The sequence below is a fragment of the Deinococcus aetherius genome, from assembly GCF_025997855.1.
Classification (GTDB): Bacteria; Deinococcota; Deinococci; order Deinococcales; family Deinococcaceae; genus Deinococcus; species Deinococcus aetherius.
This window is the reverse complement of record NZ_AP026560.1, coordinates 662,590-682,943: the sequence shown is the minus strand read 5'-3', so window position 1 is coordinate 682,943 and position 20,354 is coordinate 662,590. Positions and strand designations below refer to the sequence as shown.

Sequence of the window (20,354 nt, the reverse complement as noted above, 5' to 3'; positions counted from 1 at the left end):
TCCTCAGAACCTCAGCAGCAGCCCCGCCCGGTACACGTTCCGCGAGCCGAAGTTCCCCTCCGCGAAGCCCGAGAAGGGGCCCGGCAGACCGAAGCGGGCGCCGACGGTGGTCTGGAAGGACGCGCCGCCCCCGCCCAGCGGCAGCCCCACCCCCAGCCCGGCGTACGGCCGCAGCAGGAGCAGGTTCACGCTGAGCAGCGCGTCCGCGCCGACCCGGGTCTCGCCCCCGCTGGTCAACCCCCGGTCGAAGGTGCCGCGCAGTTCCGTCTGGACCGGGCCGAAGCCCGCCACCCGGCTGTAGGCCCCGACATGCAGCCCCAGGTTCCCGATCCCCGCCTGCACCCCGAACTGCTCCGCCCCCGCCACTCCCGCCGAGAGGGCCACCAGCGCCACCACCGTCTTCAGTCGTCGCATGCGCCTAGTGTGGTCACGCGTGAGGCTCGGTGCATGAGAGGCGAGGAGCAGGGCCTGGAGGGAAAAGGAGAGTGGGAGACGACGACGCACCTCCCACTCCTCCCCCCTCGCCCCGGACTACACGCCCCGCACCTCGAAGTGCAGCCCCAGCGCCTGCGTCTCGGGGTTCGGGTCGTGGCCCGCCACGAGGGCATACCCGGCGTTTTCACGCGTCAGCCACGCGTCCATCACACGCTTCAGGTCGTCCAGGGTCACCCGCAGCAGACGGGCCTTGTACTCCTCCTGCACCTCGGGGGTGTATCCGGCCTGGTCGCCGTAGAATCGCAGGCGTCCCACGGTGTCCGGGCTCGTCAGGGGGTCGAGGGTCTTGCTCGCCGACAAGATCGCCTCGGTGAGTTCGCGCTCGTCCAGCAGTGCCGTGTCGAGGAAGGCGCGGGCGTCCCGGAAGACCTCGAAGGTGCGGGTGATGTGGGGGTCGCGGTAGCTCGACATGGTGAACACGCCGCCCCGCGCGTCGAAGCCCGCTCCGCCGCCGTACGCGCCGCCCTTCTCGCGGATTTCCTTGAGGAGGTACTCGCTTCTCAGGAGACGCGAGAGGACGAGCAGCGCCGGGCTGTCGGGGTGGGTGTACGGCACCGTGCGGAAGGCGACCGCGTTGAAGGCGACCGGCGAGTCCGCCGTGCGCGTCTGGGGCCCGCCAGCGAGGAGCCGGGGCGCGGGGTGGCCGACCGGGGCGTCCCCCCCGAACTCCCCTGTGACCGGCGCCACGTCGAGCCCGAGATCGTCGGCGGTCGCGGTGAGGCACAGCAGCGGCTTTCCGGCGAGGATCAGGTTACGGAGGCGGGCGAAGCGTTCCAGCAGCGCGTCCACCCCGTCCCCCTCCACGATCTCCTTGAGGGTGGCGAGGGCGGTCAAGCCGCTCAGGCGCTCCTCGATGCTCCCGGCGGGGCTGACCTGCGCGCTTGCGAGACGTTCGGCGTAGGCGCTGCCCGCGTTCACCACGCTCGCCTTGAGCCCGGCGAGGCGCTGCCTGAGAAGCTGCGTCAGCCGCTCGCGGTCAAACTCGGGGGCGGCGATCACGTCGTGGAGGACGAGGGCGAGCGCGTCCCCGTTGCGGGCGAGCGCCTTGCCGCTGAAGGTCAGCGAGAGGCGCAGGTCGTCGAGGCTGTCCGGCTTGCCGCCCACCCCCACGCTCGCGCTCACGCCGCCCGTGACGGCCTCGATGCGCCGCGCGAGGGCCACGTAATCCTGGCCCGCCGCCCCGCTGCGGGTGACCGCGAAGGCGTACAGGGGCAGGGTGTCCAGCAGGTCGCCCGGCAACTCGGGCAGGCGCACCTGCACGTCGAGGTAGGTCAGGCCCCCGGTGGGCTGGGGCACGCGGCCCACCAGCGCACGACCCTCTTCCTCGGTCGTGTACGGCGGTCGGGCGACGGTCGGCGGCACGTCCCCGAGGCCGAGGGTGGGCAGCACGTCGGGGTCACTCTCCTGCGCCTGGAGGGACTGGAGTTGCAGGCTCTCGCGGACGATGCGGGCGCGGTCCTCGTCGGTGAAGCCCGCGCTCAGCCGCTCGACGAGTTCGCGCTCGGCCTGCTCGGTGCGCGCGGCGAGGTCGGGGTCGGGCGCGAGGACGAGGGTCACCCGGTGGGGGTTGTCGAGGAGGTCTTTCTGAATCATCCGCTCGAACACGGGCCCCTGGGCGAGGTCGGTCCGCAGGCTCTCCAGCTCGGCGTCCAGCCGCAGGCCCGTCACCGGGTCGCCGCCGTACAGCCACGGGCCGAGGAGCCGGAACATGACTTGCAGGCCGTAGGGGGTCCCGGCGTTCGACACCTCCCGCTGCCCGATCTCGAACTGGTGCAGGCTGCTCTCGATGAGTTCGGGGTCGATGCCGCCCTGTGCGATGGCCGCGAGCGTGTCGAGGACGAGGGCCTGGACCTCGCCCGCCTTCCCAGCACCGACTCCCTTGAGGCCGACCGCGAAGGCACCCTCCCGGAAGTTGTCGCGGTAGCCGGAGAGGTCGGCGAGGGCGCTCCCCAGCCCCGACTCGATCAGGGGCCGGGTCAGGGGCGCCGCCGGGTTGCCGAGCAGCACGTCCGAGAGCACGCTCCAGCGCAGGTTGAGGTCAGCGTCGGTCGAGTGCCCGAGCTTCCAGGCCACGCTGACCTGGCCGCCGCGCTCCACGTCGGTGCCGGGGTAGGTCACGTCCACCCGGCGCGGCCCCTCGAACGCGGGCTGGTCGGGGATGCTCACGTCGAGGGTCTGGGGTGTGAAGCGCGACATGACGTGCGTCTCGATCTCGCCCAGCACCCGTTTCAAATCCACCCGCCCGTAGGTGTAGAAAAAGGCGTTGCTGGGGTGGTAGTGCGCGGCGTGGAAGGCGCGCAGGCCATCGTAGGTGAGGCCCGGGATGGCTGAAGGCGAGCCGCCGGAGTTGTTCGCGTAGGTGAGGTCGGGGTAGAGCGCCTTGCCGAACGCGCGGTACATCACCGCGCCGGGGCTCGCCATCGCGCCCTTCATCTCGTTGTAGACGACGCCCTGGAGCCTCAGCGGCGTGCTCGGGTCGTCGGGCGTCTCGAACTCGAAGCGGTGGCCGTCCTGGCGGAAGCTCTCGTAACGCAGCAGGGGAAAGAAGGTGGCGTCGAGGTAGACCGAGAGGAGGTTGTAGAAGTCCTGCTCGTTGCGGGTGGAGAAGGGGTAGGTCGTCCAGTCGCTCGCCGTCATCGCGTTCATGAAGGTGTTCAGCGAGCGCGGGATCATGGCGAAGAAGGGGTCGGGCACCGGGTAACGCTGCGAACCCATCAGCACGACGTGTTCGAGGATGTGCGCCACGCCGGTCGAGTCCTTCGGCACGGTCGGGAAGGTCACCCCGAAGGCGAGGTTGTCGTCGTCGCGGGCGACATGGGCGTGGCGGGCACCGAGGTCATGCCGCAGGAGCACGAGGGTGCCCTGCATCTCGGGCAAGCTTTCCACCCGCTCCACCGTGTAGCGCCCCAGCCGCTCGCCGGGAGCGGGGAGGGCGGGCAAGGTTTCGGTTGTCATGGAGGGAAGTCTAGCGCCGGGGCGCCACACGCCACAGCGCACTTGACACGAAGGAGGGGGCCCCCCACCCTCCGCCCCCTCCGGGTTCTCCGGGAGGCTCATGAAAGGTCGCTAGACTAGCTGCCATGCGACCGTTCGCCCTCCGCCGGGCCCTGCCCTTGTGCGCGCTGCTGACGAGTGGGGTGCTGCTCGCCGCCTGCGGCAGCACGACCTCGACCTCGACAGGCACCACCGGCACGTCGAGCACGAGCGACCCCCTGTATTTCACGACGACGAGCCTGCCCGTCGCGTACCTCGCCGAAATTTACGACGCGCCCGTGGGCGTGGCGGGTGGGGCGGGGCCGTACGCGCTGCGGGTGGGCTCGGGGACGCTGCCCCCCGGCCTCACCCTGCGCGGCGGGCGCCTGAGCGGCACGCCCACGAAGACGGGAACGTACACCTTCGCGGTGGAGGCGTCGGACGCCAACCTCAGCACCAAGGTCCAGTCCTACACCCTGAACATCGGCGAGCTGCCGCCGCTGGCCCTCAAGCCCCAGCTTCCCAGCGGGGAGATTCGCGGCGAGACGCGCATCCCGCTCAACATCACCGCGCCCCGCACCATCCGGGCCGCGCGGATGACCTGGGACCTCCCCGAGGGCGTGGCCGTCACCCGCGTGCAACCCGCTGAGGGGAGCGGCGTGCTGTTCTGGAAGCAGGCGGGGCGCACCCTGACGGTGGACGTGGGCTTCAAGACCGTGCCGCGTAGCGGCGCCCGTGTAGCGCTCGTGAGCGTCAGGCCGCCCAAAGCCGTCACCCTCGACGCGGGCCGCTTCGCCTTCGAGGCGCGCGACGGCACGGGCAAGGTGCTCGCCACCTCGGGCGCGGCGACCCCGGCTCCCGTCACCACGCCTGCTCCGGGCACGCCCGGCACCACCGCACCACCCGCACCCACCCCGACCGGAACGCAGACCGCCCCGGGTACCTCGACGACGACGAGCCCCGGCACCTCCCAGAACGGGGGCCAACCGTGAGGCGTGCTCTGACCCTGCTCGCTGCCCTCGCGCTGGGGGCTGCTCCCCTGGGTGCCCACGCGACGACCGCCCCCACCCTGACCCTGACCCAACAGGCGAGGAAGGCGGACGTGATCGTGCGCGCCACCCTCGGCACGCCGACGAACGTGACCGAGGGCGAGGCAATCTGGACCGTCTACCCCCTGACCGTGACCGAGACGGTGGCCGGGGACCCCGCCACCCTGCCGCAGCGGGAGGGCAGACCCGTGCTGTACGTCCTTCAGGGCCTGGAGGACCTGCCGGAACTGCGCGCCGGTCAGGAGGCCTTCCTGCTGCTCTACAGCCGAAGGATGGACAATCCCGTCGTGGGCTTCGCACAGGGCGTCTACCCGGTTGTGAACGGAAGGGTCACGCGCCCGGGCGACTCGACGGGCGCACGCGCCACGACCGCGTCCGGCCCCGCCACTCCGTCCGGTTCTGCGACGACGACCACGCCGGGGGCCCCGACTTCCACAACTCCCGGCACGGCGACCTCTCCCCCGGCGCCCGGCACCACGCCCCCCACGACCACTCCCGGTTCCGACGCGGCGACGGCCACCGCCAATCCCGCTGCGGGCAGCACCCCGGCCCCCGGTTCCGGCACGACAACGACGACAACCACGGCGCCGGGCACCACAGGCTCCACGACCACCTCCGGCGCGGGCGCGACCAACGCCACCCCGGCCACCAGCAGCGCCCCGGCTTCCGGCTCCACAACCTCCACGCCCGCTTCCGGTGCGGCCACTTCCACCTCCACCCCTGGCAACGCCGCACCCGCCACGGCAACCCCGACTCCCGTGAACGACCCGAACGCCATCCCCAGCGATCCTGCCCGCTTCCGTGACGCCCTGCGCGCCGCCCGGGAGGGAAGATGAGACGCGCGCTGTTTCTGGCCCTCGCCCTCGCCGCCGGGGGGGTGCAGGCCGCCACCGTCAAGCTGAGGCCCCAGGGCGCCGAACTGACCAAAGCCGTGCAGGACGCCCTCGCGGCGCTGGGGACACGGGAGCTACCCGTCACGCTCGATTCCAGCGGCGGCCCCCTCCTGACCGTGGGCGGCAGCGGCCCGACCGCCGCCGTGCCCTTCAACCCGGACGTGGTCGCCCGCACCGTGACCGTGCGGGGCGAGCGGCGCATCGAACTGAACCCGCAGGGACCGCTGCCCCTCGCGCAGGCCATCCGCTCGGCCCTCACCGACGAGCTGGGGCTGACGGCGTGGACGCCCGACGCCGCCCGCACCCGCTTGAGCGGCGCCGACCTCAACGGTGACGGGAAGATCGACCTCACCGACCTCGCCCTCTTGATGAACAACTACGGCAAGACGGGCGCGACGGTAGGCGACCTGAACCAGGACCGCCGGGTGGACGACGCGGACTTGCGGCTCTTCGCGGCGCAGTACAAGCCTTGACCGAGGAGAGAGGGTTCGAGGAGGTGCTGGAAGGTCGCCTCTTGCGTCACAGGGCGGGGGTGGGCTCTGGCCGTCAAGGTCAGGCAAGGATCGGGAGAACTTCGTGTGGGCGACGGCTTGAGCATCACGAGACCCGGCATTTCACCGGAGGCTTGCCGCATCGCTGGTTATCCCCAGCACCCACGAAGATTTTCTCTGGACCGAGAACCCTCCCTGGCCTTTCTCGTTCGTGACTGGACCTCCGACACTCCCCCTGAAGAGTGTGTGGGTGCAACCGTCTCCCTCGCACCAGAGCCCATCCCCTGACCCTTCCCCCTGCTACCCTTCCCCCATGACGAGGGACGAGCCACGGCAAGGCTGGGAGGAGCAGGACACCATCGACCTCCAGGACTTCCTCAAGCTGCGCGGGCTGGTGGAGACGGGCGGCGAGGCGAAGTTCCGGGTACAGGGCGGCGAGGTGCGGCTCAACGGCGTGATCGAGACGCGGCGGCGCAAGAAGCTGCGGCGCGGCGACATCGTGGAGTACGCGGGCGAGCGCGTGCGGGTGGACTGGTGACGGCGGGGGAGGCGCACGCGCGGGCGCTCACCGACTTCCGGCGCCGCAAGGACGAGCATTTCGCCTCGGGGCGCGGGCCGATTCCTGAGGCAGAGCTGGCGAGCTTTCGGGGCCTGAGCTACTACCCGCCCGACCCGGCCTGGGCCCTCACCGTTCCGGTCGAGCGGGCGGACGGGGCGGAGGTCACGCTGGGCACGAACACGGGCGAGACGCGCATGATGGCCCGCTTCGGCACGGCGACGGCGGACCTACCCGGCGGCCCGCACACCTTCACCCTGTACGCCCCTCCCGGCGAGGACTTCCCCGAGCGGGTCTTCGTCCCCTTCCGCGACGCGACGAGCGGGCCGGAGACGTACGGGGCCGGGCGCTACCTCGACGCGCCCCTCGTCCGGGCGCCGGGGGGTGACGGGATGCTCGTCCACCTCGACTTCAACCTCGCCTATCACCCGTATTGCGCCTACGGAGAGGGGTGGACGTGCCCCCTGCCCCCGCGCGAGAACTGGGTGAGTCAGCCCATAGCCGCCGGGGAGCGGTTGCCGGGCGCCCTGGCCTGAACCCTCAGCGGTGGACCAAGCCCGGATTCGGCCACAGCCGCAGGTTGACGGGCCCGGCGGCGTCCCCCAGATCGACCGGCCCATAGGCGCGCGAATCCAGGCTCTCGCCGACGAGGCGGTTGTCGCCCAGCACCCAAACCTTGCCGGGGGGCACGCGCAAGGGGGGCTGGTCGGTCAGCACGCCGCCATTGACGTAGCTCTCCGCGATGGCCCGCCCGTTCACGATCACGCGCCCGTCCGTGATGGCGACCGTATCACCCGGCAGGCCCAGCACGCGCTTGATGTTGTAGGGGCGGTGCCGCACCCCCCAGACGGTCTCGTAGCTGTAGGGGCTGTCCGCCGGGGACTTGAAGATGAGCAGGTCGCCCCGCCGGGGGTAGGGGGTCGGCAGGCCCCAGGCGCGCAACCAGCGCGGGTACTTCAGGAGCACAAGCAAGTCCCGGTTGTGGAGGGTGGGATTCATGCTGTTGCCGTCCACCCGGGCGAGGGTCGCCACGAAGGTCGTGAACAGCCACACGGGCAGCAGCGCCCCGAGCACCCAGACCCGCCAGAAGGTCCGCAGCTCGGCGGGGATCGTCCCGGCGAGGGGCCTGCGGGAGGGGACGGGCGTCACGCGGGGCATGGTAGCAGCGGGCTCGCGGGGGCAGAGGACGGGGGTCACCCTTCCTTCACGCCCGCTTCAGAGTCCGGGCCGGGGGGAAGGTGGGAGCTTACGCTGGGCGGCATGACCCAGCAGGAACTGATCGTAGACAGGTACCACGAGGGCAACGGCACCCCCGCCTCGCCCGGCAAGACCGTGCGGGTCCACTACACGGGCACGCTGGAGGACGGCCGCAAGTTCGACTCCAGCCGCGACCGGGGCGAGCCCATCGAGTTCCCGCTGGGCGTCGGCTACGTCATCCCCGGCTGGGACCAGGGCGTCGCGCAGCTCCGGGTGGGCGACAAGGCGCGGCTGACCATTCCCCCTCACCTCGGCTACGGGGCGGCGGGCGTTCCCGGCGTGATTCCGCCGAATTCCACCCTGATCTTCGACGTGGAACTCGTGGACGTGCGCTGAGGCAAGGTCCGCCAGCGCCCAGCTTCCAGCCGCCAGAAAAGAAGCAGGGGGATCGCTTCGGGACAACAGGAACGCCCCGCACCTGACTCTCCGGTGCGGGGCGTTTCCAGCTCGACGTTCAGCCGCCGCCCGTGCCCACGTCGTCGTCGCCGACGTTGTTGCCCTGGCCGTCGATCAATTCCGCCTCCTCCATGCTGAGGTCGGTGGTGCCGGGGCTGTCCTGCACGACGCCGGACTGGGGGGTGGGGTACTTCGTCGCGCTCTCGGAATCGGTGCTGCGCTGGGCCTGGGGGGCACCCGGCTGCTCGTCGTCGCTGCGTCCGGTCATGGGGGGCAGCGTAGGCGTGCCCGGCCGGGGCCGTGTGTGCCGGGCGTGAAGTGGGGTTCACGGCGCCGGATTGACGCCCCGGCGCCGTCCCCCTAAGCTCCCCGGGAAGAACATTGTGAGGTCCCTTGCGATGATCCGGGGAGCCTTCGTTCTGGCCGCTGGCCGCGACACGGCCCCCTTCCGCCTCTCCCCCTGACAGGACCCCGCCATGACCCCACCCGACGCCGCCTCCCCCCACCACCTCCTGCTGGGCAGTTGCGACTACCCCGAGCATGTGCCGCGTGACTGCTGGGAGACGTACGCGCGGCGGCAGCGCGAACTCGGCCTGACCTTCGTGCGCCTCGCCGAGTTCGCCTGGAGCCGCCTGGAGCCCCGGCCCGGCGAGTTCGACTGGGCGTGGCTGGACGAGGCGGTGGAGGCGTACCACCGGGAGGGGCTGCGGGTGGTGCTGTGTACCCCCACCGCGACCCCGCCTGCGTGGCTGATCCGGACGCACCCCGAAATCCTCCCCGTGGACGAGGAGGGCCGGGTGCGCGAGTTCGGCTCGCGGCGCCATTACGACTTCGCCTCGCCCGTGTACCGGGAACACTCGCGGCGGATCACCCGGGCGATGGCCGAGCGGTACGGTCAGCACCCAGCGGTCGTGGGCTGGCAGACCGACAACGAGTTCGCCTGCCACGGCACCGGGAGGAGCTACGGCGGGGCGAGCGCGGCGGCCTTTCCCGGCTGGCTGCGGGAGAGGTACGGCACCCTGGACGCGCTGAACGAGGCGTGGGGCAACGTCTTCTGGAGCATGGAGTACGGCGACTGGGGGCAGATCAAGCCGCCGAACCTGACCGTGACGGAGGCGAACCCGGCCCACATCCTCGACTTCTCCCGTTTTGCGTCGGACCAGATTGCCAGCTTCCAGCGCGAGCAGGTAGACCTCCTGCGCGAACTCTCGCCGGGTCGCTTCGTCACCCACAACTTCATGATCTTCGAGAGCGGCTTCGACCACTACGAGGTGGCGCGCGGCCTCGACTTCGCCACCTGGGACAACTACCCGACCGGGATGCTGGAGTTCTTCGCGCAGGGGATCGTAGGCGAGGAGGACAGGAACCACTTCGCCCGCACCGGACACCCCGATCTGGTGGGATGGAATCATGACGTGTACCGGGGGCTGCTGAGAGGAGCGGGCAGACTGGGGCGGGAGGGCGAGGGCACTCCGAACGGCTTCTGGGTGATGGAGCAGCAGTGCGGGCAGGTGAACTGGGCCCCCTTCAACCCTCTGCCCGCCGATGGAGCCGTCGCCCTCTGGACGGCGCAGGCGTGGGCGCACGGGGCGGATGTGGTCAGTTACTTCCGCTGGCGGGCCGCCACGATGGCGCAGGAGGTCCTGCACTCGGGGCTCTTGCGGCACGACGAGACGCCCGACCGGGGGTACGCGGAGGTGGCGGCGCTCAATCAGGCCCGCTTCCCCCTCGGCGAGGTGCCCGCGCGGGTGGCCCTCCTCCACGATTACGAGAGCCTGTGGCTGCTGGGCGCGCAGCCCCACAGCGCCTCGCTGAGCTACTGGGCGCAGACGGTGACGTACTACCGGGCGCTGCGTTCCCTCGGGGTGGACGTGGACATCCTGCACCCGGACGCGGACCTGGGCGGGTACGCGGTCGTCGTCGCCCCGGCGATCACGCTGGCGACCGAGGAACGCGCGGTGCGGTGGGCGACGGCGGTGGAGGGCGGCGCGCGGCTGGTCTGCGGGCCGCGCACGGGCTTCCGCACCCCGAGTGGGCAGGCTTGGGCACAGGGGCAGCCGGGACCGCTCGCCGAGTTGCTGGGCGTGCGCCTGTTGCAGTTCGACTCGCTGCGGTCCGGGCTCACCCAGAAGGTCGCAGGGCCGGAAGGCGACTTCCAGGCTCACGCCTGGGCGGAGAGCTACCGGCTGGCGGGAGCGGAGGCAACCCACACCTACGTCGGAGGCCCGCAAGGCGGCCTGCCCGCCGTGACCCGCCAGGGCCGCGCCACGGTGATCGGCGCCCACTCCGACGCCCTGATCCGCGCCGTGCTGCGGGACGTGCTCGCCGAGGCGGGGGTCGAGACGGTGGACCTCCCCGACGGGGTGCGCCTCAGCCGCCGGGCGGGCGTGACGCTGGTGCAGAACTGGAACCCGGAGGCGGTGACGTGGGAGGGCCGGACGCTCGCCCCCGTGAGCTTCGAGGTCGTGGAGGAGTCTACCCCGGCGGGTGACGATCCCCGCCCGGCGCGGTTAGGGTAGGCCCATGAAAGCGGAGCGACCATGACCCAGCCCTCCCCCACCTTCCATGCCGAGGACTTCGAGAAGCCCGACGGGCGCGAGCTGACCCTCTACGGCCTGGAGCCCGTGCGGGTGGAGTCTGAGATTCCCACCCCCGGCGACCCGGTGCAGGCCCGCCCGGTGATGCGCTGGCACCCCCTGCGCTCCGAGTGGGTGATGTACGCCGCGCACCGCCTCAACCGCACCTTCCTGCCCCCGCCCGACTACAACCCGCTCGCGCCCATTCAGGAGGGGGGCCACCCCACCGAGCTGCCGCGCGGCGTGTACGACCTCGCCGTCTTCGAGAACCGTTTTCCCAGCCTGACCCTCGACGCGCCCGAGCCTGAGCCCGTCCAGGGCGCGGTGGTCCGGGCGGGCGTGGGCCGCTGCGAGGTCGTCGTCTTCAGCCAGAGCCCGGAAGGCCGCCTCGCCGACCTGACGCCCGGGCAGATGACCCTCCTGATCGAGGTCTGGGCCGACCGCACCACCCGCCTCGCGGCGACGGGCAAGATCAGGAGCGTCCTCGCCTTCGAGAACCGGGGGGTCGAGGTCGGTGTCACCCTTCACCACCCGCACGGGCAGATCTACGCCTACGACCATATCCCGCCCGTGCAGGCGCGGCTGCTCGATTCGGCGCGGGGGTACATGGAGAAGAACGGGCGCCCCTGGCTCGCCGACTTCGTGGCCGGGGAGCGGGCGGCGGGGCTGCGGGTCCTCCACGACGAGGGCGCGGCCCTGAGCGTCGTGCCCCCCTTCGCCCGCTACACCTACGAGACCTGGGTACTGCCCGCCCGCCCCGTCGCCCTGCTGAGCGACCTGAGCGCGGAGGAGAAGGCCGCCTTCGCCCGGACGCTGAAAGACGCCCTGCTGCGGCTGGACGCCCTCTTCGGCGTGCGGATGCCGTACCTCCTGACCGTCCACCAGGGCCCGGTGGGAGGCGACCCTCACCCCGAGTTCCCCCTCCACATCGAGATTTACCCGTACCTGCGCGCCCCGGGCCGCATGAAGTACCTCGCGGGCACCGAGCAGGGCGCGGGCGAGTTCGCCAACGACAAGCTGCCGGAGGTCGCCGCGCAGGAGTTGCGGAACCTGACGGTGTAGCTGGGAAGGACAGGTCGAGAGGTCGTCTGCGTTGCGGCGTGGACGACCTCGCTGCCTACAATGCGCGGGTGACCTCTGCCCCTGCGCTGCCCCGCCCCGTCATCCTCGACGGCGACCCCGGCCTCGACGACGCCATCGCCTGGCTGCTCGCGCTGGCGAGCCCGGAGGAGGTGCGGGTGCTCGGCGTGACGACCGTGCACGGCAACGTCGGCCTGCCCCTCACCACCCACAACGCCGGGGTGACGCTGGCGCTGGCAGGGGCGCAGGTGCCCGTGCACGCCGGGGCAGACCGCCCGCTCGTCCGCCCTCCGCTGACGGCGGCATCAGTGCATGGGGACAGCGGCCTTCCCGCCGCCGATCTTCCTGAACCGCTCCGGGCACCCGAGGCCGAGCACGGCGTCGATTTCATCATCCGCACCGTGCGCGAACGGCCCGGCGAGGTTACCCTCGTCGCCACCGGGCCGCTCACCAACGTCGCGCTCACCTTCCGGCTGGCCCCCGACCTGCCCGCTCTGCTGCGCGAGGTCGTGTGGATGGGCGGGAGCACCGGGGGAGGCAACCGCACCCCTGCAGCCGAATTCAACGCCCTCGCCGACCCGCACGCCGCCCACATCGTGCTGGGCTCGGGTGTGCCCCTGCGGATGTTCGGGCTGAACGTCACCATGCAGGTCATCGCCACGCCGGAGCGGCTGGACGCCCTGCGCGCCCTGGACAACCGGGCGGGGGCCGTCAGCGCCGAACTCCTCACCTTCTACGCTGGGGTGTACCGCGAGCGCTACGGTCTGGATGGCGGCGCCCTGCACGACCCGGTCGCCGTAGCCGCCGTGCTGCGCCCGAACCTGTTCGACATGAAACCCATGTCCGTGCAGGTCGAGCTTCAGGAGGGATTGAACCTCGGGCGGACGGTGTGCGACCTGTACGGGGTGACCGGACAGCCCGCGAACGCGCAGGTAGCGGTCGGCGTGGACGCGGAGGGCGTGTTCGGCCTGCTGCTGGAGCGGCTGGGCAGGCTGCCCTGACCGTCGTCTTTGCTCCTCCCCCTTGAGGGGGGAGGCCGGGTGGGGGTGAGCGAGCAGAGCAGTCCAGCCCCACCAGTTGCCCAACCTCCTGCCGCCATCCACCTACTCCTGCCCCACCCGAACCGCCTCCTCGTCCGCTTCGAGCGGCTGGAAGCGGGCACGCAGGAGCCGGAAGGTCTCGTCGCTGATCGGCAGGGCGTCGGGTTTGGCATTCCTCGACCTGACCCGCCTCAACGCTTCCTCGTCAGGCAGGGTCAGGGCGTACAGGGTGAGGGGCACCCCGAGCGCGGCGGCCTTCGCGCGCAGGGCGTCCCGGTCCGCCCGCCTCCAGTACCCGTGGTCGAGGATGACGGGCACGCCGAGGTCGAGGGCGCGGGTCCACTGCCCCTCCATCAGGGTCATCACGCGGGCGAAGGCGGGCGGGAACTCCTCGGCGTTCAGGTTCGGGCCGTACAGGGCGACCATCCACTCGTCCGGGGTGAAGCGCATTCCGGGCAACTCGCGCTCCAGCCACCCGGCGAGGGTCGTCTTGCCGCTCCCGACGAAACCGTGCAGGGCGTGGATGCGGGGCTCAGCCATCCGCACGAATCGGCACCACCCCGCCCTCCGGCAGCCGGTAGGCGACGAGGGTGCGGGTCACGAGGTCGGCGATCACGTACGGCACCGGGTACGCGGCGAGGCGCAGGTCGGTGGGGCTGGGCGAGGCCGGGCCGCGCGGGTGGCTGTGGTACAGCGCGACGAGGGTCAGGCCGCCCGCCTCCATCGCCCGCAGCGCCCGCAGCAGGTGTCCGGGGTCGGCGAGGTATGTGCTCTCGGGCTCGGGCGCGATGTTGGGCAGGGGGTAGAGGGCGACCGCCTCTCCCACCCCGGGCCGGGTGTGGCCGCCGAGCACGCCGACGCACTCGCGCGGGGCCTCGCGCCCGGCGTGCTCCCACAGGGCGTCCGCGAGCGGCGGGGGGAGGATCAGGGCCACCCGGGCATTATCGGGCCGGGGCGCGGCGCGGTGACGGTATTCTGCCCCACACCCCATCCCCGCCGCGAAAACGCGCGCTGGGCGCGGCAGAGAAAGTAAGGCTGGGGTACAATTCTGCCCATGGCGAAGGCTCGTGCAAAAAGCGCTCCTCCCGCGAACCGCTTCGACGGGGAGGCGCTGGGGCTGGTGCTGTTCGCGCTGGGGATCTTCCTGGCGGTCACGCTGACCCTGCCCCAGGTCGCGGAGGGCGGGTTCATGACACAGGCGCACGGGGCGCTGACCGGGTGGCTGGGCTGGGGAGCCTACCTCCTGCCCGTCGTGCCCGTGGCGTATGGGGTGCTGGTGTTCCTGGGGCGGGACCTGAGGGGCCTGACCCGCCGCGTGCTCGGCGGCGTGGTCGTCGTGGCCTCGCTCCTCGCGCTCCACGAGGTCTTTTCCCCGGGCGCGGCGGGCAAGGGAGCGGCGAGGGTGATGGGGCCGGTGGTGGACGCCCTGAGCCTCGCGGCGGCCCTCTTCCCGCTCGTCACCCTGACCCTCGGGCTGGAAATCATGCTGCGGCTGCGGCCCCTCACCCTGCTCAAGGGGCTCTTCCGGCGCCTGAGCGTCCTGCTGGGCGGGGCGACCACCCGGGTGCAGGGAGTGATCGAGACCCGGCAGGAGGGGCGCGAGGCGGCCCGGGCGCGGGCGGGGGTGCGGCAGGGGCTGGCGGCGCAGGCCCGCGACCTCGACGCGCTGCGGCGGCTCTACCCGGAGGCCCGCGAACTGGGGGGGCTCGACGAGGAGGTCCGCGCCGCCCGCCGCGAGGTGCGTGCTCTCGACGAGGCGGGCCTGAAGGGCATGGAGGGCGAGCTGGGAAGGTGGCGCGAGAGCCTGGGCACCTTCGCCCGGGGCGCCGCGCGTGACCTGCGGGAGGCGGTCACCCGCGAGGCTCCCGACGCGGGAGCCCAGGCGGAGGCCGTGGCGAACGAGGTCCGCGCCGGACGCCACGAGCTGAGCGTCGAACTCCCCAGCACCCTGGCGAGCGGCGCCCTGGAGCGGTTGCGCCGCAACATGGTCGCCGACCTGCAACGCCTTTCCGGCCGGGCCGGAAAACTGGAGCGCGAGCGTCAGGCGACCCTCAAGGCGCTGGCGAAGGCGGACGCGGCCACCCTGGCGCGTGAACTCCCCGCATGGCGGGAACGCGAGCGGGCGTGGCGCGAACTCGCCGAGGACTTCACCGCCTGGCAGGGGCGCGAGCGGCACTACCCCGGCTGGCCCGACCTTGCGGCGGCCTTCGACCGCGCCCCGACAGAGATCGCCGCCACCCTCGCCGAGGCGCTGGCGGGTGACCCCGACGGGACCCTGAGTGCCCAGGAGGAGTGGCGGGGCCGCCTCGCCCGCGCCCAGGAGGAGGCGCTGGAGCGGGTGCAGGCGATGGCGGTGGGGGGAAATGACCTCCCAGCTCCCGCCCTCGACTTCGACTTCACCGGGGAGCCTCCTGCCCGTGAAGGCCACCCCGCCACGACCGGGGAGGGCCAGCCCGTCCCCCTCTCCCCTCCCCCGTCCACCACCGTGATCGGCGCCGTGCCCCCCCGTGCCTCCGAACCGCTTCTCGGCGCGGCGGGCGTGCAGGCGAGCGCCCCCGCCCGCCGCGCTGCCCAGGCCACGCTGGAGGAGGAAGAGGAGGAAGAGAGCGCCGCCCCCTGGGAGAGCGCGCAGCCAGGGCGCCGCCGCCCCAACCAGGGCGCCGTGGACCTCGCCCTCCCCGGCTACGACCTGCTCGACCCCCTGCCCGTGGGCACGGTGAACCCCGCGCAGCTCGACGTGGCGGCGCGGCAGCGGGCGGCGGTGATCGACCAGACGCTGCGGCACTTCGGCCTCCAGGCGCGGGTGGTGGACTTCGCGCGGGGACCGACGGTGACCCGCTACGAGATCGAGCCCGCCCCCGGCGAGAAGATCAGCCGCATCGCTTCTCTCTCGAACGACCTCGCGCGGGCGCTCGCGGTGGGCGGGGTGCGCGTGGAGGCGCCCGTGCCCGGCAAGAGCGTGATCGGCCTGGAAGTGCCCAACACCGAGCGCGAGCCCGTGACCTTCCACCAGGCGGCGGCCTCGGGCACCTTCCGGGGAACGCGGGCGAAGCTCCCGATCATCCTGGGCAAGAGCATCGACGGCGAACTCATGGTGGGCGACCTCGCCAAGATGCCGCACCTCCTCATCGCGGGTTCGACGGGCTCGGGCAAGTCGGTGTGCGTGAACACGCTGATCACCTCGCTGCTCTACCGCTACCTGCCCACCGAGCTGCGTTTCCTGATGGTGGACCCCAAGATGGTCGAACTCACCCCCTACGACGGGATTCCCCACCTCGTGCGGCCCGTGGTGACGAACCCGATGGACGCGGCGGGGGTGCTGCTGGGCGCGGTGGCGCACATGGAGCGGCGTTACAAGATGATGAGCCAGGTCGGCGCGAAGAACCTGGAGCAGTACAACGCGAAGATGCGGATGGTGGGCGACCCCGAACTCCCGCACCTCGTCATCATCATCGACGAGCTGGCCGACCTGATGATCACCTCGCCCAAGGAGGTCGAGTCGGCGATCATGCGCCTGGCGCAGATGGCGCGCGCGACCGGGATGCACCTCGTCCTGGCGACCCAGCGCCCCAGCGTGGACATCCTGACCTCCCTCATCAAGGTGAACGTGCCGGCGCGCATCGCCTTCGCGGTGAGTTCGAGCCACGACTCGCGCACCATCCTCGACGCGGTGGGCGCCGAGCGACTGACCGGCATGGGTGACATGCTGTTCTATCAGCCCGGCCTGATCAAACCCCTGCGCCTCCAGGGTCCCTACATCTCCGAGGTCGAGTCGGCCCGGATCACCGACGAGCTGCGGCGGCAGGTCTTCGACGACGTGTTCGTGGAGGAGTACGGCGCGGACTTCGACGGCACCGTCTCGGCGAGCGGGCCCACCACCGACAAGGCGAACATGGACTTCAGCGACCCTCACCTGCGTCAGGCCGCGCTGATCTGCATCGAGGAGGGCCAGGGCAGCGTCTCGCGGCTGCAACGGCGCCTCTCGGTGGGCCACGCCCGGGCGGGCAAGCTGATGGACATGCTCGAAGCTATGGGCATCGTCTCCAAGCACCAGGGCAGCAAGCCGCGCGAGGTGCTGATCACCGAGGCCGACCTGCCGGAGTATTTCGGGCGGTAGGGCACCCGGACGCGGCGGGGGTGGGTGGGGAGAAGAGCCTCCCCACCCCCGGTTCCTTGTGCACCCAGGCAACTCGGGAACACAAGACGAGACGACGCCTCCAACCGCTCACCTGCACGTCTCGCCGAGCTTGATTTCCCCCGTGGAGCAAAAGAAAAACTGGTCGTGCATAAGAATGAAACCTGAATGAGGACAGCGTCAAATGACGCGGGGCATTTGTTTATAGCTTCTGTCTCAACCGCTACCGAAGTTGCTTTTCACGGCAACGTGGTGAAGATTGGGAAGCGGACATTTCAGCCCAGAGGTGAGTTCATGAAGAAGCAAACCAGCCTGATCACGCTCAGCCTGCTGCTCGCGACGCCCGCGCTCGCCGGGGGTGGCGGTGCACCCGCGACGCGGCCCGCGACGGCGACGGCCTGCCAGCCCATCGCGCAGCTCATCACGAACGACCCCCAGTTCAGCACGCTGCTGACGGCGGTGCAGGCGGCGGGCCTCGCCGAGACGCTGTCGAGCGGCCAGTACACGGTGTTCGCGCCGACGAACGCGGCCTTCGCCAAGCTCCCCAGCGACACGCTCGCGGCGGTGCTCAACGACCCCGAGCAGCTTCGCGCCGTGCTGCTCTACCACGTGGTTCCTGGCAAGGTCACCTCCCAGCAGGTGCGGAGCTTGCGCAGCGTCAAGACCGCGCAGGGCGGCAACCTCACCGTGAGCGTGTCGGGCAACACTGTCCGCATCAACAACGCGAACGTGATCCGCGCGGACTTGAGCGCCTGTAACGGCGTCGTCCACGTGATCGACGCGGTGCTGGTGCCCCCGGCGGCCGCCGCTCCCGCCGCCGCCACCCCCGCTCCGGCCCCGGCCCCGGCTCCCGCAGCCGAGGCGCCCGCCCCGGCCGCCACCACTCCGGCCGCGCCCGCGCCTGCCGCCACGACTCCTGCCGCCCCGGTGGCCGTCACCTCGTTCGACGTGAGGAGTATCCCCTCGCTGCCCCTGACCGGCGCGACCGTCAGCTCGACCGGCACGGCCACGTCCACGACGACGGACTCGGCGGCGACCACGACCACCACGGACACCGCCGCCACGACGACCACGGACACGGCGACCACCGCGACGGACACCACGACGACGGACACCGCCACGGCCACGACGGATACGGCGACGACCGCGACCACGGATACGGCCACCGCGACCACGGATACGACGGCGAGCGCTGACACCTCGGCGACGGTGCAGGCGAACACGCTGTACGACGTGATCGTGGCTGACGACCGCTTCAGCACGCTGCGGGATCTGCTCAGCGACGCCGGGCTGACGGAGATGCTCACGACGGGCGAGTACACCGTGTTCGCCCCGACGAACGAGGCCTTCGCCGCCGTGCCCGCCGACACACTCGCCGTGCTTGCCAGCAACCCCGAGGCGCTGCGCCAGGTGCTGTCCTACCACGTCGTCGCGGGGCGCCAGACCGCCCAGGGGCTCGCGGGCGCGACCCAGCTCACCTCCGCCGAGGGCAGCGCCCTGCCCCTGAGCCTGAGCGGCACCACCCAGCAGGTCGGCAGCGCCACCGTCACCGAGACGATCACCACCGCCAGCAACGGCACGATCTTCGTGATCAATCAGGTGCTGCTGCCCCCCAACCTGACGCTGCCCGCCCCCGCCTCCGACACGTCCTCCACCTCCACCGACACGGCGGCGGGGACGGCTACGACGGGCACGGCGACCACCGGGACCGGCACGGCCAGCGGCACCTCGACGACGGGAACCACGGGCACCTCCACGACGGACACCTCGACCACCGGGAGCGGCACGACCAGCACAACCACGGGGACGACGGGGACCACTGGAACGACGACCACGGGCGCGACGGGCACGTCCACCGGGACTGCCGCGACGGGAACCACCGGAACGGCGACCGGCACGACCTCGACGGGCACGACGACCGGGGCCACGGCGACGGGGACCGGGGTCACCGGAACGTCGGCGGGCACCATCGGAACGGCCGGGGCCAGCACGACCGGGACGACCGGGGCTCCGGCGGGCAGCACGATTGCCGCGCCCTCGACCGCGCCCGGCAGCGGGACGAGCGCGAACACGGCCACGACCACGCGCGACAACACCACCCTCGCCACCCTGATCGCCAGCGACAACCGCTTCACCACCCTCGCCCGCCTCGTGCAGGTCGCGGGGCTGACCGAGACCCTCGCCAGCGGCACCTACACCATCTTCGCGCCGACCAACGACGCCTTTCTCAAACTCTCGCCCAGTGACCTCAACGCATTGACCGCCGATCCAGCCCGGTTGCGTCAGGTGCTGCTCTACCACGTGGTTCCCACCCGCGTGACCGGCACCGCGCTGGCGACGGCCTCGCAGCTCACGACGGCCCAGTCGGGCGTGTTGACGATCACGCGGCCCAGCGGCAGCAACGCGGCGGGCACGCGCACCCTGATCAACGGGGCGAACCTGCAGCCGAGCAGCATCGACGCGGGCAACGGTATCCTCTACGCCATCGACAACGTGCTGCTGCCCCCCACCACCCGCTGAGCCCCCGCCTGCTCCCCCGCAATCGTCTCGTGTGAGGGTTCCAAGGAGGTCGGTTGAACACGACGATCCCCCGCCCCGCGCCCCTGGCAGATCGGCTCTCCGCCCAAGACGAAACTTCTGGAGGAAGCACATGCAGGCACACGACACATCCGCACCCAAAGGCGCCGACCGTCGCCCGGTTCTTCTCGCGCTGACGGGGCTGCTCGCGGCCCTCAGCCTCTCGGCCTGCGCCCCCGCGACCTCGACCGGCACGACCGGAGCTGCGGCGATGGGCACCGGGGCGACCGGGACATCGGGGGGAACCATCAGCTCGGCGGGAGCCAGCACGACGGGAACGGCGACCGGGACCCCGGCGGGAGGCACGGCCGCCGCGACGTCGGACGCGCCCGGCACGGGGCCGGACTCGAACACGGCCACCAGCGCGCGTGACAACACCAACCTCGCCACCCTGATCACCAGCGACGACCGCTTCACCACCCTCGCCCGCCTGGTCCAGACGGCCGGGCTGACCGATACCCTCGCCAGCGGCCAGTACACCATCTTCGCGCCGACCAACGACGCCTTCCTCCGGCTCTCGCCCAGCGACCTCAGCGCCCTGAGCGCTGATCCGGTTCGCCTGCGTCAGGTGCTGCTCTACCACGTGGTGCCGACCCGCGTGACGGGCTCGGTCCTGGCGAGCGTCTCGCGGCTCGCGACCGCCCAGTCGGGCCTGCTCACGATCTCGCGGCCGAGCGGCACCAACGAGGCGGGCACCCGTACCCTGGTCAACGGGGCGAACATCGAGCCGAGCAGCATCGATACCAGCAACGGCGTCCTGTATGCCATCGACGCCGTGTTGATGCCCCCCGCCCGCTGAGCCCCCGCCTTCTTTCCAAGACCGTCCGCCTCGCGCG

18 protein-coding genes are annotated in these 20,354 nt (G+C 71.7%); 12 read left to right on the top strand and 6 right to left on the bottom strand.

Going from position 1 to position 20,354, the window contains the following annotated elements:
• Positions 1–3: 3 nt before the first annotated feature.
• On the bottom strand, positions 4–414 hold the full coding sequence (locus tag DAETH_RS03580) for a hypothetical protein (protein WP_264776555.1): 411 nt from the start codon (positions 412–414) through the stop codon (positions 4–6).
• 117 nt (positions 415–531) lie between these two features.
• Complete coding sequence (locus tag DAETH_RS03575; protein ID WP_264776554.1) at positions 532–3,450, bottom strand: insulinase family protein; 2,919 nt, start codon at positions 3,448–3,450, stop codon at positions 532–534.
• A gap of 125 nt (positions 3,451–3,575) precedes the next feature.
• Here DAETH_RS03575 and DAETH_RS03570 point away from each other — a divergent pair, with 125 nt between their 5' ends.
• The 5 genes from DAETH_RS03570 (at position 3,576) to DAETH_RS03550 (ending at position 6,993) form a co-directional block, all read left to right on the top strand.
• Complete coding sequence (locus DAETH_RS03570; protein ID WP_264776553.1) at positions 3,576–4,460, top strand: Ig domain-containing protein; 885 nt, start codon at positions 3,576–3,578, stop codon at positions 4,458–4,460.
• Complete coding sequence (locus DAETH_RS03565; protein ID WP_264776552.1) at positions 4,457–5,353, top strand: hypothetical protein; 897 nt, start codon at positions 4,457–4,459, stop codon at positions 5,351–5,353. Before DAETH_RS03570 ends, DAETH_RS03565 begins: the two co-directional genes overlap by 4 nt.
• Positions 5,350–5,883, top strand: a complete 534-nt coding sequence (locus tag DAETH_RS03560; RefSeq protein ID WP_264776551.1) for a hypothetical protein — start codon at positions 5,350–5,352, stop codon at positions 5,881–5,883. Before DAETH_RS03565 ends, DAETH_RS03560 begins: the two co-directional genes overlap by 4 nt.
• 331 nt (positions 5,884–6,214) lie before the next feature.
• Complete coding sequence (locus tag DAETH_RS03555; RefSeq protein ID WP_264776550.1) at positions 6,215–6,439, top strand: RNA-binding S4 domain-containing protein; 225 nt, start codon at positions 6,215–6,217, stop codon at positions 6,437–6,439.
• Positions 6,433–6,993, top strand: coding sequence for a DUF1684 domain-containing protein (locus DAETH_RS03550; RefSeq protein WP_264777385.1), 561 nt, complete (start codon positions 6,433–6,435; stop codon positions 6,991–6,993). Before DAETH_RS03555 ends, DAETH_RS03550 begins: the two co-directional genes overlap by 7 nt.
• A gap of 4 nt (positions 6,994–6,997) precedes the next feature.
• Here the strand turns inward: DAETH_RS03550 and lepB are convergent, their stop codons facing one another.
• Positions 6,998–7,615 carry a signal peptidase I gene (gene lepB, locus DAETH_RS03545; protein WP_264777384.1) on the bottom strand — a complete coding sequence of 206 codons (618 nt, stop codon included), beginning with the start codon at positions 7,613–7,615 and terminating at the stop codon, positions 6,998–7,000.
• Positions 7,616–7,717: 102 nt separating this feature from the next.
• Between lepB and DAETH_RS03540 the strand changes: the two genes are divergently transcribed.
• Positions 7,718–8,050 carry an FKBP-type peptidyl-prolyl cis-trans isomerase gene (locus tag DAETH_RS03540; RefSeq protein WP_264776549.1) on the top strand — a complete coding sequence of 111 codons (333 nt, stop codon included), beginning with the start codon at positions 7,718–7,720 and terminating at the stop codon, positions 8,048–8,050.
• 118 nt (positions 8,051–8,168) lie between these two features.
• Here the strand turns inward: DAETH_RS03540 and DAETH_RS03535 are convergent, their stop codons facing one another.
• Positions 8,169–8,378 (bottom strand): hypothetical protein, encoded by a 210-nt coding sequence (locus tag DAETH_RS03535; RefSeq protein ID WP_264776548.1) that lies wholly within the window; start codon positions 8,376–8,378, stop codon positions 8,169–8,171.
• A 208-nt stretch (positions 8,379–8,586) separates the two neighbouring features.
• On the opposite strand from DAETH_RS03535, the gene DAETH_RS03530 reads away from it, so the two are divergent.
• The 3 genes from DAETH_RS03530 (at position 8,587) to DAETH_RS03520 (ending at position 12,767) form a co-directional block, all read left to right on the top strand.
• On the top strand, positions 8,587–10,629 hold the full coding sequence (locus DAETH_RS03530; protein ID WP_264776547.1) for a beta-galactosidase: 2,043 nt from the start codon (positions 8,587–8,589) through the stop codon (positions 10,627–10,629).
• A 21-nt stretch (positions 10,630–10,650) separates the two neighbouring features.
• Positions 10,651–11,748: a galactose-1-phosphate uridylyltransferase gene (gene galT, locus DAETH_RS03525; protein ID WP_264776546.1), complete on the top strand. Its 1,098-nt coding sequence runs from the start codon at positions 10,651–10,653 to the stop codon at positions 11,746–11,748.
• A gap of 68 nt (positions 11,749–11,816) precedes the next feature.
• Complete coding sequence (locus DAETH_RS03520) at positions 11,817–12,767, top strand: nucleoside hydrolase (protein WP_264776545.1); 951 nt, start codon at positions 11,817–11,819, stop codon at positions 12,765–12,767.
• Between the two features lie 102 nt (positions 12,768–12,869).
• Here the strand turns inward: DAETH_RS03520 and DAETH_RS03515 are convergent, their stop codons facing one another.
• Positions 12,870–13,346 carry an AAA family ATPase gene (locus DAETH_RS03515; protein WP_264776544.1) on the bottom strand — a complete coding sequence of 159 codons (477 nt, stop codon included), beginning with the start codon at positions 13,344–13,346 and terminating at the stop codon, positions 12,870–12,872.
• Entirely contained in the window at positions 13,339–13,740 is a 402-nt protein-coding gene (locus tag DAETH_RS03510; RefSeq protein WP_264776543.1) for a M67 family metallopeptidase, read from the bottom strand. Before DAETH_RS03510 ends, DAETH_RS03515 begins: the two co-directional genes overlap by 8 nt.
• A gap of 120 nt (positions 13,741–13,860) precedes the next feature.
• On the opposite strand from DAETH_RS03510, the gene DAETH_RS03505 reads away from it, so the two are divergent.
• The 3 genes from DAETH_RS03505 (at position 13,861) to DAETH_RS03495 (ending at position 20,317) form a co-directional block, all read left to right on the top strand.
• Complete coding sequence (locus tag DAETH_RS03505; RefSeq protein WP_264776542.1) at positions 13,861–16,923, top strand: DNA translocase FtsK; 3,063 nt, start codon at positions 13,861–13,863, stop codon at positions 16,921–16,923.
• A gap of 312 nt (positions 16,924–17,235) precedes the next feature.
• Positions 17,236–19,461: a fasciclin domain-containing protein gene (locus DAETH_RS03500; RefSeq protein ID WP_264776541.1), complete on the top strand. Its 2,226-nt coding sequence runs from the start codon at positions 17,236–17,238 to the stop codon at positions 19,459–19,461.
• Between the two features lie 130 nt (positions 19,462–19,591).
• Positions 19,592–20,317, top strand: a complete 726-nt coding sequence (locus DAETH_RS03495) for a fasciclin domain-containing protein (RefSeq protein WP_264776540.1) — start codon at positions 19,592–19,594, stop codon at positions 20,315–20,317.
• The last annotated feature ends 37 nt before the right edge of the window (positions 20,318–20,354 follow it).

Bases quoted from the DNA above. Each gene is read 5' to 3' on its own strand.
- DAETH_RS03560 (WP_264776551.1), top strand. From the start codon at position 5,350: ATGAGACGCGCGCTGTTTCTGGCCCTCGCCCTCGCCGCCGGGGGGGTG.
- DAETH_RS03555 (WP_264776550.1), top strand. From the start codon at position 6,215: ATGACGAGGGACGAGCCACGGCAAGGCTGGGAGGAGCAGGACACCATC.
- DAETH_RS03540 (WP_264776549.1), top strand. From the start codon at position 7,718: ATGACCCAGCAGGAACTGATCGTAGACAGGTACCACGAGGGCAACGGC.
- DAETH_RS03535 (WP_264776548.1), bottom strand. From the start codon at position 8,378: ATGACCGGACGCAGCGACGACGAGCAGCCGGGTGCCCCCCAGGCCCAG.
- DAETH_RS03530 (WP_264776547.1), top strand. From the start codon at position 8,587: ATGACCCCACCCGACGCCGCCTCCCCCCACCACCTCCTGCTGGGCAGT.
- DAETH_RS03575 (WP_264776554.1), bottom strand. From the start codon at position 3,450: ATGACAACCGAAACCTTGCCCGCCCTCCCCGCTCCCGGCGAGCGGCTG.
- lepB (WP_264777384.1), bottom strand. From the start codon at position 7,615: ATGCCCCGCGTGACGCCCGTCCCCTCCCGCAGGCCCCTCGCCGGGACG.
- galT (WP_264776546.1), top strand. From the start codon at position 10,651: ATGACCCAGCCCTCCCCCACCTTCCATGCCGAGGACTTCGAGAAGCCC.
- DAETH_RS03570 (WP_264776553.1), top strand. From the start codon at position 3,576: ATGCGACCGTTCGCCCTCCGCCGGGCCCTGCCCTTGTGCGCGCTGCTG.
- DAETH_RS03515 (WP_264776544.1), bottom strand. From the start codon at position 13,346: ATGGCTGAGCCCCGCATCCACGCCCTGCACGGTTTCGTCGGGAGCGGC.
- DAETH_RS03500 (WP_264776541.1), top strand. From the start codon at position 17,236: ATGAAGAAGCAAACCAGCCTGATCACGCTCAGCCTGCTGCTCGCGACG.
- DAETH_RS03580 (WP_264776555.1), bottom strand. From the start codon at position 414: ATGCGACGACTGAAGACGGTGGTGGCGCTGGTGGCCCTCTCGGCGGGA.
- DAETH_RS03495 (WP_264776540.1), top strand. From the start codon at position 19,592: ATGCAGGCACACGACACATCCGCACCCAAAGGCGCCGACCGTCGCCCG.
- DAETH_RS03505 (WP_264776542.1), top strand. From the start codon at position 13,861: ATGGCGAAGGCTCGTGCAAAAAGCGCTCCTCCCGCGAACCGCTTCGAC.